Raw genomic sequence first — 13,667 nt, forward strand, 5'->3', positions numbered from 1 at the left:
GCAAATTGGCGCGAATGCACTTTTTTTGTTTTGCCATTGGCAAAATCCATGTTTGGATTACAGCAATCGTTCTAGGGAGGATCGAATGACGACGGTCAAACTATCAGTAAATGGAAAGGAAATGTCAGCCGAGGTCGAAGGCCGCACACTTCTTGTTGAGGTGCTGCGCGAAAAACTTGGTCTGACAGGCACCCACGTGGGCTGTGATACCAGCCAGTGTGGGGCTTGTACCGTTCATGTGGACGGCAAATCGATGAAATCATGCTCAGTTCTAGCTATGGATGTCGCGGGCGCAGAGGTTACTACAATCGAAGGCATGGCCAATCCTGATGGCTCGCTCTCGGTGATCCAAGCAGCCTTTAAAGAGCATCATGGCCTGCAATGCGGGTTCTGTACACCTGGTATGGTGATGACTGCAGCCGCTTTGCTGAAAGAAAACCCTAAGCCCACCGAAGGCGAAGTGCGCGCCTATCTTGAAGGCAATATCTGTCGCTGCACGGGCTACCATAACATCGTCAAGGCGATCCTTGCAGCCTCGGGCCAAGATGTCGCTGCGATGGCTGCAGAATAAAGGCCACTCCTTTGGGAGGAGAAGGCCCGAAGGAATGTGATTAAAGCAAAAAGGCCTGCCTCGCAGTTGGGTGGGCGCGACAAACCTAGGGGAGGAATGATTATGCCAAAAGACAGTGGTATCGGGGCCGCATCGAAGCGGCGAGAAGATTTTAGATTTCTGACTGGTCGCGGAAAATATACAGATGATGTTGCGCTGCAGGGGCAGCTTTATGCGGTTATGGTCCGTTCGGAAGTAGCTCACGGAAAAATTAAAAAGATAGACACTAAAGCTATCTCTGAAATGTCAGGTGTGCGCGCAGTGTTTACTGGCGAAGATTTTTCCGATGTCGGAGGCAACCCCGCCGGTTGGCTGATAAATTCTCGTGATGGCACTCCAATGCGAGAGCCTAAAAGACCAGTCTTGGCGCATGGAAAAGTCCGACATGTAGGTGATGCTTATGCTGCTGTTGTCGCAGAAACTTTGCAGCAAGCTAAGGATGCGGCAGAAAGGCTTGCAGAAAGCGCTGTGATTGAAGAGCTACCTGCCATCATCGATATGGCTGGGGCTATCAGTGACTCTGAAAATCGCGTTCATGATGAGATAGATGACAACCTTTGCTTTGACTGGGGGTGGATAGAAGACAATCGTGAAGTTGTTGATAAAGCCCTAGCATCTTCTCCCCACGTAACAACTTTGCAATTAGTTAATAATCGTCTGGTGCCAAATGCTATGGAGCCTCGATCATCGATTGGGGAATATGATCCCGGGACCGGAGAATACAAACTTACCACAACCAGTCAAAACCCGCACCTGACCAGACTTTTAATTTGTGCATTTGTACTGGGTATCCCTGAGCACAAGTTAACGGTAGTTGCACCAGACGTTGGCGGTGGTTTTGGATCTAAAATTTATCACTACGGTGAGGAAGCGCTAGTCTTAGCAGCGGCAAGAAAGCTTGGGCGCCCTGTTCGGTGGACTGCTGATCGCTCGGAAAGCTTTTTATCTGATGCTCATGGGCGTGATCATCTGACTACCATCGAGGTGGGGTCCACGATGGATGGAGAGATATTAGCCATCAGGACTAGCACGCTTGCCAACGTTGGTGCGTACCTGTCGAATTTCTCGACAGTGACGCCGACCTTTTTGCATGGCACCTTGATGGCTGGCCCTTACAAAGTTCCACACGTTTACGTGAACTTGAAGGCCGTCTTTACTAATACGGCGCCTGTAGATGCCTACCGCGGAGCTGGTCGACCTGAAGCTACCTACAGTTTGGAGCGAGCAATCGACAAACTGTCCAGAGAACTTAATTTAGATCCGATTGAGGTACGTAAGAAAAATCTACTCACACCTGATCAATTCCCTTACACCTCACCAGTCGGATTAATCTACGATATCGGAAATTATCAAAATACCTTGGATAAGGCGATAGAGTTAGCAGACCTTAAAAATTTTGAAAATAGGGTTAAAAAGAGCAAGTCCAACGGGAAATTGCGGGGTCTGGGTCTCTCAACTTGGATCGAGGCCTGCGGAATTGCGCCGTCTAATTTAGTGGGGCAACTTGGTGCTAGAGTTGGTCTTTACGATGCCGCAACAGTAAGAGTAAGCGCGACTGGCACTATTCAGGTAATGACTGGCGCACACAGCCATGGCCAGGGGCATGAGACAGCTTTTGCCCAATTGGTTGCTAGCAAATTAGGCGTTGCTGAAGATGCTGTTGAAATAGTCCATGGCGATACCTCGAAAATCCCGTTCGGGATGGGCTCCTACGGATCGCGTTCGCTGGCTGTTTGTGGTTCTGCGATTGATCGCGCGGTGGATAAAATTATTGAGAAAGGCAAAAAAATAGCCGCCCACATGTTGGAAGCTGACGAAATTGACATCAACTTCGAGAACGGCAATTTCACTGTAAAGGGCACAGACAAGAGTAAGTCGTTTGGAGAAGTGGCTTTTTCTGCATATGTGCCTCACAACTACCCGTTAGAAACGCTTGAACCGGGATTGGAAGAGACGGCGTTCTATGACCCCAATAACTTCACTTATCCGGCGGGAGCATATTTATGTGAGGTTGAAGTCGATCCGGATACTGGAAAAGTTACGATATGCTCTTTTACCTGCGCTGATGATTTTGGAAATGTGATAAATCCGATGATCGTCGATGGGCAGGTACATGGTGGCGTAGCTCAAGGCATTGGGCAGGCCTTAACTGAGCAAACGGTTTACAATCAAGAGGGACAACTTTTAACCGCTTCGTACATGGATTATACGATGCCGCGTGCCGATGATTTGCCGTTTTTAAAAGTTGATCACTCATGCCAGACCCCTTGCACCCATAACCCGTTGGGCGTGAAAGGCTGCGGAGAGGCGGGAGCCATCGGCTCGCCCCCTGCGGTGGTGAATGCGGTTGTCGATGCGTTGAACCGCGGCGGTCATGCCGTGACGCATATTGATATGCCCCTGTCGCCGCACCGCGTCTGGCAAGCAATGCAGGGCTAAAAAAAGCACGCGCGGGTCGGTGCTCTGACCCGCGCACCATCAACGTCAAAGAGGGGCTATGCCCCTTGGAACCAGAGGAAACGGGATATGTATAATTTCGACTTTACCCGCCCAAGCACCATCAAAGACGCGGTTGCGGCCATTGGCGCAGGCGGTCAGGCGCTCAGCGGGGGGCAGACCCTCATCCCCACGATGAAAGCGCGGCTTGCCATGCCTGAAACCTTGGTCAGCCTCACAGGCATTCAAGAGATGAAGGGCATTTGCGCCAATGTTGCAGGCCAGATTTGCATCGGCGCGGCAACAACCCATGCAGAGGTCGCGCGCGAGGTGGCTAAATCTTATCCAGCGCTGTCTGATCTTGCGGGCCATATCGGGGATCCTGCTGTGCGCAACCGTGGCACAATTGGCGGCAGCCTTGCCAATAACGACCCGTCTGCCTGCTACCCGTCTGCGGTGCTGGGCTCAGGTGCAGTTGTGAAAACCAACAGCCGCGAAATCGCTGCGGATGATTTCTTTCAAGGGATGTTCACCACGGCCCTTGAAGAAGGCGAGATCATCACCGAGGTTAAATTCCCCGTGCCGCAAAAGGCGAATTATCAAAAATTCGTTCAGCCCGCCTCGCGCTTTGCGCTTGTTGGGGTGTTTGTTGCGAAATTCGCAGATGGTGTGCGCGTGGCGGTCACGGGCGCGTCAGGTGAGGGCGTGTTCCGTTGGGCGGAGGCCGAAGCGGCACTGTCCAAGGATTTCACCGCAGCGGCGCTTGATGGCGTGGCGGCCCCTTCGGCGGATGGGATGATCTCTGATCTGCACGGCACAGGCGCCTATCGCGCGCATTTGGTCAAAGTGATGGCCGCGCGGGCTGTCGCGGCAGCCTGAGGTCAGCACAATCCAAAAAAAGAAAGCCCCGCGAAAGCGGGGCTTTTTTCGTGTCATGGGCCTGAGGCCCATGACCCCGTCCAAATTATTTTGCGGGGCCGATCATCATCACCATTTGGCGACCTTCCAGCTTGGGCATATTCTCGATCTTACCCACGCCTTCAATCTTTTCGGCTACACGTTCCAGCAATTCACGGCCCAATTGTTGGTGCGCCATTTCGCGGCCACGGAAGCGCAGCGTCACCTTCACCTTATCCCCATTTTCAAGGAATTTGATGGCATCGCGCACCTTGCGGTCGAAATCGTGATCATCGGTGCCAGGCCGCATTTTGACCTCTTTGACCTCGATCACCTTTTGCTTTTTGCGGGCTTCGGCTTCACGTTTCTGCTGTTCATATTTGAACTTGCCGAAATCCATGATTTTACAAACGGGCGGTTCAGCATTTGGGGAGATTTCCACCAAATCCAATCCTGCCTCATCTGCCAATTCCATTGCGCGTTCTGGGGTGACCACCCCAATATTCTCGCCCTCTGCGCCAATCAGGCGAATTTCGGGGCAGCGGATACGGTCGTTGACGCGCGGGCCAGTGTCACGGCTGGGCGGCGCGTTGTGGGGTCTGCGGGCTATGGGTTTTGTCCTTCTGTGGTTTTGCAGTGATGATGCATTAACCTACAGGCCCACCAAAGGGCTTTCAAGGGGGCACGTTCTTGGCTGCTGCAATCAGTCAAGAAAGGCCTTTTCCACAACGTAATGCTGTGGGTTGGAATTGGCCCCTTCGACCAAACCATAGCCCTCAAGCATATCTTTGATCTCAAGATTGAAGGCGAGGTTGCCACAGACCATGGCGCGGTCGTATTCGGGGCTGAGGGGCGGAACACCCAAATCCTCGAACACAGTGCCTGCCCGCATCAAATCGGTGATGCGGCCCATCTTGGGGCTCGGTTCGCGGGTGGTGGTGGGGTAGTATCGGATTTTATCCGCGAACCCGTCACCGATCAATTCGCGCAACAGCTCATCTTGCCTGATCTCTTCGATCAGGGTGCAGCCATAATCCAATTCTGCCACTTCGCGGCAGGTATGGGTGATGATGACCTCGTCATAATCTTCATAGGTTTGCGGCTCGCGCAGGAGGCTTGCGAAAGGGGCAAAGCCCGTGCCCGTGGCAAAGAACCAAATCCGCTTTCCAGGCAACAGCGCGTCATGCACCAATGTCCCCACAGGTTTGGGGCGCAGGATAATTTCATCACCCACTTTGATATGTTGCAGCTTTGAGGTCAGGGGGCCGTCTTGCACCTTGATGGAATAGAATTCCAATTCTTCATCCCAGGAGGGGGAAGCAATGGAATAGGCGCGCAAAAGTGGCTTGCCGTTATCGCCCATCAATCCGATCATAACAAATTCGCCGGACCGAAAGCGCAGGCTTGCTGGCCGCGTTACGCGGAAGGAAAACAGCCGATCCGTCCAATGTTTCACAAAGGTCACGCGCTGCGCATCGGGCAGGGTGGGGGTGGCTTTGGGGAGGGTCGATGTTGCGTCTGTCACGTCACTTTGGCCTATGGTTCGGAATGGGCACAGCCCTAGCATATGCCCGCAGTTGTAAACTTTGATTTATCTCAGGGAAAGGCGCTATTCGCCGCGTAGGCGATTTTGGTAATCGTGCGCGCGCCAATCGGCCCGAAACACCCATGCCTCTTGCGGTTGCCTGCGGGCCAGATCAGGGCTGATTTCCACCTCGTCAAACCCTGCGCGCCGCGCCATGGCGTATTGATCCGAAATGACATGACCCGCAGCGCGCAAGCGCCCCGAAAACCCCGCCATGCGCAGGCGTTTGGCCCATGTAAAGCCACGGCCATCGGAAAAGCTGCCAAAGGGAATGCAGATCGCGCTATGGCGTTGCGGTGTCTGTAGGGCCGCGTCAAACCCGGCGGGATCGCTGAGTTCAACCATCTCTGCGGGCCGCGCAGCCTCTGGGGTAAAGCCATGATCGGTGACCAGAATATGGGGGGTGGTGTTCATGATATATCCTTTCACGCCACATTGCGGCGGATGATTTTGCCATCCACGAAATGGATGCCGCATTCCTCTTTGTCCTGCCCGCGCCAACGGCCCGCGCGCGGGTCTTCGCCTGCGGCAACGGGGCTCGTGCAGGGGGCGCAGCCAATAGACGGATAGCCCCGCGCCACAAGCGGATGACGGGGCAGGCGGTTATTGGTGATATAGTCCTGCACATCCTCGCGCGCCCAATGGGCCAGCGGGTTGATTTTGATCCTTATCTCGGCCTCATTCTCGAAGAAGTCCAACGCCGCGCGGCTTTGCGCCTGAAAGCGTTTGCGCCCCGTGATCCAAGCGTCAAACGGGGCCAAAGCGTGTTCAAGCGGTTCAGTCTTGCGCTTGGCGCAGCAGGCATCGGGGTTGGTTTTATGCAAATCGCCCTGCGGGTCGCTGGCCGCAATCATCGTGCGGCTGGCGTGAATGCGGCGCACATCCTCAAGGCCCAGATGATCTGCCAAGTCGTTTTGATAGGTTAAGGTTTCGGGAAAGAGCATTTCGGTGTCGATGAACAAAACGGGTGTCGTGCGATCAATCACAGACACCATGTGCAACAACACCACAGACTCCGCCCCAAAGGAGGACACCAAGGCCACGCGCCCGCAATCTGCATCCCGCAGCGCATGCTCAAGCACGGCTGTGGCACCGTGTTTGTCATAGCGGCGGTTCAGCACAGCCACCCGTTCGGCAACTGTGCCAAAGGGGCTAGGCTGCAACATCTTGCGCGCCCTCCTGCGGGTAAAGTGCGGCCTTAAAGGGGGCGAGCCCTAAGCGGCGATAGGTCGTGATGAAGGGTTCATCCACCCCCTCGCGCAAGGTCAAATAGGCGCGCAATAGTCGCTCAAGCGCAGGGATCAGCGCATCGGCAGAAAATCCGGGGCCTGCGCGCTCGCCGATTGTGGCGGCCTCGGTGTGATCACCCCCAAGGGTGATTTGGTAATTTTCGACCCCTGCACGATCCAAGCCCAAAATCCCGATATGGCCCACATGGTGATGCCCGCAGGCATTGATGCAGCCTGAGATTTTGATTTTCAGCGCGCCAATTTCCTCCTCTAGCCCGATATCACGAAAATGCCTGGCGATTTCCTGCGCAATAGGAATAGAGCGCGCCGTGGCCAAGGCGCAGTAATCCATGCCAGGGCAGGCGATAATATCCGAGATCTTCCCGATATTGGCCGTGGCCAAACCCACAGCCTTCAGCCGCTGATAGAGATCAGGCAGGGCTGCGCGGGGAATATGGGGCAGGATCACGTTTTGCTCGTGGCTGATGCGCAGCTCGTCATGCCCGTAGGTTTCGGCAAGATCGGCCAAGACCTCCATTTGCGCGGCGGTGGCATCACCGGGTGTCGCGCCATGGGATTTCATCGAAACCGTCACAATGGCGTAATCTGGATGGCGGTGTGCCGTTACGTTGCTGTCGATAAAGGCGCGCAAAGCGGGGCTTAGGGTTGGGGCGCCGTTGTCGCCTTTGATAAACTCAGGGGGTGCAAAATGGCCCCGAATTTCTGCCAAAAGGCGTTGATCAACCCCTTTGAATGCCGCGCGGCGCGGGATGAATTCCTCTTCGACAAGGCGTTTGATTTCGTCCAAGCCTGTCTCGTGTAGGGTGATCTTGATGCGGGCCTTATATTTATTATCTCGCCGCCCGATCAGGTTATAAACCGCCACAATTGCCTCGATATAGGGCAGAAGATCAGCCTCGGGCATAAACTCTGCCAAAACCTTGCCGATCATAGGCGTGCGGCCTAAGCCGCCCCCGACCAAGACCTGATAGCCAATCTCGCCTTCGCGCGCGACAATGCGCAGACCGATATCATGGGCGGCGGTGACGGCACGGTCATTGGGGCTGCCTGTTACGGCAATTTTGAACTTGCGCGGTAGGAATTGAAATTCGGGATGATCGGTTGACCATTGGCGGATTAATTCCGCCACGGGGCGAGGGTCTGCAATCTCATCTGCAGCGGCCCCTGCAAAATGGTCTGCGGTGACATTGCGCACGGTGTTCCCCGAAGTTTGGATGGCGTGAAGGCCAACTTCGGCCAAAGCGTCCAGAATATCGGGCACATCCTCTAATTTTGGCCAATTGAATTGGATGTTTTGGCGCGTGGTGAAATGGCCATAGCCCTTGTCCCATTGCCGTGCGACCCGCGCCAAGGCGCGCATCTGTGCTGAATTGAGCGTGCCATAGGGGATTGCTACGCGCAGCATATAGGCGTGAAGCTGCAGATATAGCCCGTTCATCAAGCGCAGAGGTTTAAACTCATCCTCGGTCAATTCGCCAGACAGGCGGCGGGCCACTTGCGCGCGGAATTGCGCGTTGCGGGCGCGCAGGAAATTTTGGTCAAATTCAGTGTAGCGATACATCTGCCTTACCCTTGCGCTTGTTCTTGTTTGCCATGGGGATAGTTTGAGGGGCCGCGCATCCGAAATGCCTCGCGAAAATGCGCAGGCGCGGGCCCTGTTTCGGTTGTAATGGCATCGACCAAATAGGGACCAACCACCAGATCGCTTTGCGCGAAGGCTGCGGCAAGCGCAGCCTCGGCCGTGGCGCTGTCAGAAAAGACCACCGCATCCGTGATGTCCCGCGCCCATCTTTGGTCGGCCGCCCAATAGACGACATCGCCAAGGCGCAGGTCATTCGCGGTCAGGAATTTGGAATAATCACGGCTCATAACGCAATCTCCGCTTTGAGAGTGTTGAGGGCCGTGCGCGCGGCGCGCGGCGCAAGCCCATATAGGATCACCGCAGGCGCACCTTTGCCTTGCGCCTCACTGGCGTGGGCAAGATGTGCAAGATCGGTATCGATGACATGAGTGTCGGCGCGGCTTGCATGTTCGACCACAGTGACGGGTGTGTCGGGGCGTGCGCCATGCATCAAAAGCCGCCCTTGGATAAAACGCGCACCGCGCTTGCCCATATAGATTGCCGCCACCTCGCCACTGCGCGCAAGGCCGCGCCAATCATGTTCGGCAAACCCTGCCACATCATGGCCCGTGAGAAATCGCAGCGCGGAATTGCGCCCTCGTTTCGTCAGGCTTTGCCCGATTTGCGCGGAGGCGGCGCTTGCCGCCGTGATACCTGGAATGATCGACCATTGGATACCGGCATCAGAAAGCGCATCAATCTCATCATCCAAGCGGCCATAGACGCACGGATCGCCCGCCTTGAGGCGCACTACCTTTGCGCCGGCGCGCGCATGTTCCACCATAAGGGCAGAAATATCTTCTTGCTTCATCGCAGGGCCAAAGCCCGTTTTTCCTGCATCAATCAGCACCGCCTCGCGCCGTGCAAGCTCTAGGATTTGGGGCGAGATCAGGCGGTCGTGGATGACCACCTCGGCCTCATCAAGGGCTTTGCGCGCCTTGAGTGTGAGAAGTTCGGGGTCGCCCGGGCCTGCACCGACCAAAAGCACCTCGCCCATAGGGGGGGTGGCGCTTAAGCTTTCCGTTAGCAGGGTTTCAAGTGCGCCCTCAAGACCGGCTTCACCCTCCGCCGCAAAGATCCGTGGCGCGAGTTGATCATAGTAGCGCGCCCAAAACCCGCGCCGCGCGGCCCCTTCGGGCAAGGCTTCGACCTGAGGGCGAAAGGACTTCGCCACACGGGCAAAAATTCCAAGGGCGGGGCTTAACCTCTCCTCCAAGTCACGCTTGATCCGCCGCGCCAAAACGGGCGCCGCGCCTTCAGTGCCGATGGCAATCGTCACGGGGTCACGATCAACGATAGCGGGGGTAATGAATTCGGATGCTTCGAGATTGTCGACCCAATTCACCAATGCCCCATCTGCGCGGGCCAAACGAATGACGCGTGCATCTTCGGCATCATCATCATTTGCGGCGTAAAAGAGGGCGGCGCAAAACGCATCCCCCGCCGCAAGCGCACGCTTGATCAAGGTGATCTTGCCCGTGGCAGCCAGATCCAAAACCGCAGGGGCAGGGTCAGCTGCAAAAACCCAAATGCGGGCTTCGGTCTTGAGCAGCAAGCGCAGCTTGGCCAAGGCGCATTCGCCGCCGCCTGACACGATCACACGCCGTCCCGCGAGATTAAGGAAGATCGGAAAATGCTGCATGGTCAAAACTCCGCGTTCACTTTGCATCATATAGAACAATTTCCTGAAATTTGGCAGATACCCCTTGCAGATAGGGACATTTGTTCGGTATTGATGCCGCATAACCCCTCGCTGTTCTGTGGATGAAAGGCTTTGCGGATGGCTGTTCAAATAGACGAGACCGATCGAAAAATCCTTGCGGTGCTGCAAGAGGATGCAAGCCTGTCTTTGGATGAAATCGCGCGCCGTGTTGGCTCGTCCAAGACGCCTGTTTGGACGCGGATTCGCCGTATGAAAGAGGCGGGAATTATCGGGCGGCATACTGTGGAATTGGATGCCGATGCCTTAGGGCTTGAGGCGTGTTTTTTCGTTTTGATCCGCACATCGGAACATGATGCCGAATGGCAAAAGGCGTTTTTGCGCAGCCTCAAATCTCGCCCCGAAGTGTTAGAGGCGCATCGCCTCGCGGGGGAGATTGACTATATTTTGAAGGTTCGGGTGCGTAATGCACGCGCCTATGACGCCTTTTATCAGGCCTTGATTTCAGAGGTGAAAATCTACAACGTCACCGCATTGCTTTCGATGGAGGAGATTAAATCCACCTCCATGTTGCCGTTGGGATTGGCCGAGGTGAAATGATCTCAGACAGGATCCTATCCGACCCTATTCTGCACGACCATCTGCCAAGCGCGCCTTGGATGGCTGAGGCGACCCGCCGCCTGCCAGGGGTGCAACCTGTGCCGATGTCGGATTGGCTGATCCGTGACGAGCGATATGCCGAACAAATGGCCTTGCGCGATCATCTGTTGTCGGCGCATCGTGCGCGGGTGTTTGAATGCCAAACAGGCGTAGAAGCCGCCTGTGCCGAATTGCGCGATCTGGTGGTCGCGCATCTGCCTGATGGCTTTCTGCATCAAGGCCGCGTGATCCTCCGGCCAGATGGGGTGGCGATTGATCTTGATGCCGATCACCCGTTGATCACCGCTGCCCGTCTTGTTCAGGAAGATTTGTGCATCCTCACCCATGATGCCCTGCAGGGCGAGCATCTGCTCAGTGCGGCGGTTTTGTGTTTTCCCGCCAGTTGGACATTGGCTGAAAAGATTGGGCGGCCTTTGACCGCAATCCATATTCCCGTTGAAAAATATGATGATGCCATGGCCAAGCGCGTGCAGCGCCTGTTTGATATGGTGCGGGTGGATCACCCGCTTTGGCGGCAGAATGCGCTTTTTTATCAAAACCCCGCCCTGTTTCAGCCTGCCTCAGAGGCACAGCCACGCAAAACCCCTGAACGGCGACCAGAATTTTTGCGCTCAGAGCGGCAGGTTATTCTGCGTCTGCCGCTTACAGGGGCGATGGTGTTTTCGATCCACACATGGGTTTTGCCCTTTGGGCAATTAAGCCCTGAACAGGTCGAAGGTTTGGTAGCCCACCCCGTGCATTACGCAGGGCGCTCTGTCTGACGCCTATTTGAAATGCTTGGACAGTTTTAGCCCTTGGCCCTGATAGTTTGAGGCAATCTCACGGCCATAGAGCGTGCTGGGGAGGCTTTCCATCCGTTCATAAACCAAGCGGCCAACCACCTGCCCATGTTCGAGCACAAAGGGGGCTTCGTGGCAGCGCACCTCAAGAACCCCGCGCGCGGGTTGGCCGTGGCCAAAACCTGGATCAAAGAAGCCTGCATAATGAACGCGGAATTCTCCAACCATCGCCAGATAGGGCGACATTTCCGCTGCGCAATCGGGCGGGATTGAGACTTCCTCGCGGCTCACCAGAATATAAAACGCACCGGGATCAAGGATGATACGGCCTTGATCCGTATGGATTTCTTCCCAAAAATCGCGCGCGTCATAGGCGCCGATACGATCGAGATCAATCACGCCCGTATGAGGTTTGGCGCGATAGCCGACAAGGGCGCTATTCTCGCGCTTGAGGTCAACCGAGAACCCCAATCCTTCGTCAATCACAGCTGTCTCGCCTGAGACAAGCGGGCTTTCTGCGTGGCGTGCGCGCAATTCATCATCGCTGAGAACCGCTTGCCCTTGGCGAAAGCGGATTTGATTAAGTCGCGCGCCTGCCCGCACCAGAACCGAGAAACTGCGCGGGCAAATTTCGGCATAAAGCGGCCCGTTATAGCCATGTGCGATGCGGTCAAATTCTGTGCCGCTATCGGTGATCGTGCGCGTCAAAAGGTCAAGACGCCCGGTTGAGCTTTTGGCATTGGCAACGGCGCTGATATCTTGGGGCAGGTTTAAGCCCTCCATCAGGGGCACAACATAAACGCAGCCCTTCTCCAATACGGCGCCTGCGCTGATGTCGATTTTATGCATCTCAAATTCGGCCAGCCGATCTGCGACACGCGCACCCTGGCCTGCAAGAAACGAGGCGCGCACCCGATAGGCCACGGGGCCAAGGCGCAGGTCAAGACTGGCGGGTTGCACTTGGGTTTCCGCAGGTGGGGTAGTGAGCGTGATCTGACCTTCTGCGATCATCGTCTCAATCCGATGATCTGGCAGCACGCCCCGTGTCTGATCTGTCGCCATTGCGAACCCTCCCTTGACCTTTACCCAAGAAAAAACCGCCCCGCCGCAAAGGGCAAGAGCGGTTTTCAAAAATCTGGTCGGGCTAGCAGGACTTGAACCTGCGACCTTCCGTCCCCCAGACGGACGCGCTACCAGGCTGCGCTATAGCCCGAATGGGGTTCTTCTACCGATTTTATGGCGTGGCGCAAGGGCTAGGGCGCAGGAATTTCGACAAAGCGCAGGCTTTACCCATGCGCCGCAGCCATGAGCCCCGCCTGTAGCTTGCGCAGCCGCGCAAGGATTGGGGCGGATTGCGCCTCTGGCAATGATTTCAGCACAGTCTTGCGCGCCTTTAGCGCGGCCAGCCCATCAGCGAGGGGCAGAGGGGTTCCTTGCATCACAGACTGAGCGGGGGCAGGGTGCGGCGTGGGGCTTGGCGTATTTTCATTGGCCGCTTCACGCGCCACCTCTGCAATGCTTGGGGCAGGTTGCGCCTCGGCCACCATCATATCGGGGTCAAGCTCAGGCGAGCGCGCAGCGACTGCCGCAACCCCGTCTTCGCGCAAAAGGCGCTGAACGCCCCGAATGGTCATGCCTTCATCATGCAGCAACACCTTGATCCCGCCGATCAGGCGCATATCGGCAGGGCGATAATAACGCCGCCCGCCTGCGCGTTTCACAGGTTTGATCTGGGTGAATTTGCTTTCCCAAAACCGCAACACATGGGCCGCGACACCAAGCCAATCGGCGACTTCGCGAATGGTGCGAAAGGCATCGGGGGATTTGGCCATCCTGCCCGCCTCTTAGCGTTTCTTATTGCCGTCTGCGACCCGCTCTTTCATCAGATGCGAGGGGCGAAAACTGAGGACACGGCGGGGCGTAATGGGCACTTCTTCGCCCGTTTTCGGGTTGCGACCAATGCGTTCAGATTTGGCGCGCACGCTAAATGTGCCGAAAGACGAGATTTTGACCTGTCCCCCATCGACCAATGCGTCTGACATCAACTCAATTACACGCTCAACAAGGTCGCTGCTTTCATTGCGCGACAAACCCACTTCACGAAACAGGGCTTCGGATAAATCCATTCGCGTCAGTGTCTTATTGCTCATTGCTCATGTCCTCCCGACA

15 protein-coding genes and 1 tRNA gene are annotated in these 13,667 nt (G+C 55.8%); 5 read left to right on the top strand and 11 right to left on the bottom strand.

Annotation, left to right across the window (positions count from 1 at the left end; genetic code table 11):
- The first annotated feature begins 85 nt into the window (after positions 1 to 85).
- The 3 genes from AAC636_RS06120 to AAC636_RS06130 all read left to right on the top strand — a co-directional run bounded on the left by AAC636_RS06120 (position 86) and on the right by AAC636_RS06130 (position 3,925).
- A complete protein-coding gene (locus tag AAC636_RS06120; RefSeq protein ID WP_317654378.1) occupies positions 86 to 571 on the top strand; it encodes a (2Fe-2S)-binding protein in 486 nt (161 codons plus the stop codon).
- A 102-nt stretch (positions 572 to 673) separates the two neighbouring features.
- Complete coding sequence (locus tag AAC636_RS06125; RefSeq protein WP_340300775.1) at positions 674 to 3,049, top strand: xanthine dehydrogenase family protein molybdopterin-binding subunit; 2,376 nt, start codon at positions 674 to 676, stop codon at positions 3,047 to 3,049.
- A gap of 87 nt (positions 3,050 to 3,136) precedes the next feature.
- Entirely contained in the window at positions 3,137 to 3,925 is a 789-nt protein-coding gene (locus AAC636_RS06130) for an FAD binding domain-containing protein (RefSeq protein ID WP_340300776.1), read from the top strand.
- Positions 3,926 to 4,010: 85 nt separating this feature from the next.
- Here AAC636_RS06130 and infC read toward each other — a convergent pair whose 3' ends face one another.
- The 7 genes from infC to cysG all read right to left on the bottom strand — a co-directional run bounded on the left by infC (position 4,011) and on the right by cysG (position 10,041).
- The gene (gene infC, locus AAC636_RS06135) at positions 4,011 to 4,580 is read right to left on the bottom strand and encodes a translation initiation factor IF-3 (RefSeq protein ID WP_445322555.1); all 570 of its coding nucleotides are present in this window, start codon (positions 4,578 to 4,580) and stop codon (positions 4,011 to 4,013) included.
- A 66-nt stretch (positions 4,581 to 4,646) separates the two neighbouring features.
- Positions 4,647 to 5,510 carry a ferredoxin--NADP reductase gene (locus tag AAC636_RS06140; RefSeq protein ID WP_340300777.1) on the bottom strand — a complete coding sequence of 288 codons (864 nt, stop codon included), beginning with the start codon at positions 5,508 to 5,510 and terminating at the stop codon, positions 4,647 to 4,649.
- A 42-nt stretch (positions 5,511 to 5,552) separates the two neighbouring features.
- Positions 5,553 to 5,942 (bottom strand): DUF934 domain-containing protein, encoded by a 390-nt coding sequence (locus tag AAC636_RS06145; protein ID WP_340300778.1) that lies wholly within the window; start codon positions 5,940 to 5,942, stop codon positions 5,553 to 5,555.
- Positions 5,943 to 5,953: 11 nt separating this feature from the next.
- Complete coding sequence (locus tag AAC636_RS06150; RefSeq protein ID WP_340242889.1) at positions 5,954 to 6,694, bottom strand: phosphoadenylyl-sulfate reductase; 741 nt, start codon at positions 6,692 to 6,694, stop codon at positions 5,954 to 5,956.
- A complete protein-coding gene (locus AAC636_RS06155; RefSeq protein WP_340300779.1) occupies positions 6,681 to 8,339 on the bottom strand; it encodes a nitrite/sulfite reductase in 1,659 nt (552 codons plus the stop codon). The genes AAC636_RS06150 and AAC636_RS06155 overlap by 14 nt, the downstream gene beginning before the upstream one ends.
- A gap of 5 nt (positions 8,340 to 8,344) precedes the next feature.
- Complete coding sequence (locus tag AAC636_RS06160; protein WP_340260897.1) at positions 8,345 to 8,647, bottom strand: DUF2849 domain-containing protein; 303 nt, start codon at positions 8,645 to 8,647, stop codon at positions 8,345 to 8,347.
- Positions 8,644 to 10,041, bottom strand: a complete 1,398-nt coding sequence (gene cysG / locus AAC636_RS06165; protein WP_340301103.1) for a siroheme synthase CysG — start codon at positions 10,039 to 10,041, stop codon at positions 8,644 to 8,646. The genes AAC636_RS06160 and cysG overlap by 4 nt, the downstream gene beginning before the upstream one ends.
- 138 nt (positions 10,042 to 10,179) lie before the next feature.
- Here cysG and AAC636_RS06170 point away from each other — a divergent pair, with 138 nt between their 5' ends.
- Both AAC636_RS06170 and AAC636_RS06175 read left to right on the top strand, forming a co-directional pair.
- The gene (locus tag AAC636_RS06170) at positions 10,180 to 10,659 is read left to right on the top strand and encodes an Lrp/AsnC family transcriptional regulator (RefSeq protein ID WP_317654389.1); all 480 of its coding nucleotides are present in this window, start codon (positions 10,180 to 10,182) and stop codon (positions 10,657 to 10,659) included.
- The gene (locus AAC636_RS06175; RefSeq protein ID WP_340300780.1) at positions 10,656 to 11,480 is read left to right on the top strand and encodes a heme-dependent oxidative N-demethylase family protein; all 825 of its coding nucleotides are present in this window, start codon (positions 10,656 to 10,658) and stop codon (positions 11,478 to 11,480) included. The genes AAC636_RS06170 and AAC636_RS06175 overlap by 4 nt, the downstream gene beginning before the upstream one ends.
- Before the next feature lie 3 nt (positions 11,481 to 11,483).
- Here the strand turns inward: AAC636_RS06175 and AAC636_RS06180 are convergent, their stop codons facing one another.
- From AAC636_RS06180 to ihfA, 4 genes are all read right to left on the bottom strand, one after another.
- Positions 11,484 to 12,560: a 2'-deoxycytidine 5'-triphosphate deaminase gene (locus tag AAC636_RS06180; protein ID WP_340300781.1), complete on the bottom strand. Its 1,077-nt coding sequence runs from the start codon at positions 12,558 to 12,560 to the stop codon at positions 11,484 to 11,486.
- 74 nt (positions 12,561 to 12,634) lie between these two features.
- Positions 12,635 to 12,711: transfer RNA gene (locus tag AAC636_RS06185), tRNA-Pro, on the bottom strand.
- A gap of 73 nt (positions 12,712 to 12,784) precedes the next feature.
- Complete coding sequence (locus tag AAC636_RS06190) at positions 12,785 to 13,330, bottom strand: MerR family transcriptional regulator (protein WP_340300782.1); 546 nt, start codon at positions 13,328 to 13,330, stop codon at positions 12,785 to 12,787.
- A gap of 12 nt (positions 13,331 to 13,342) precedes the next feature.
- The gene (ihfA, locus tag AAC636_RS06195; protein ID WP_340300783.1) at positions 13,343 to 13,648 is read right to left on the bottom strand and encodes an integration host factor subunit alpha; all 306 of its coding nucleotides are present in this window, start codon (positions 13,646 to 13,648) and stop codon (positions 13,343 to 13,345) included.
- Positions 13,649 to 13,667 lie beyond the last annotated feature (19 nt).

The sequence above is a fragment of the Roseobacter sp. HKCCD5988 genome, assembly GCF_037830355.1.
In the GTDB taxonomy this organism is placed as follows: domain Bacteria; phylum Pseudomonadota; class Alphaproteobacteria; order Rhodobacterales; family Rhodobacteraceae; genus M30B80.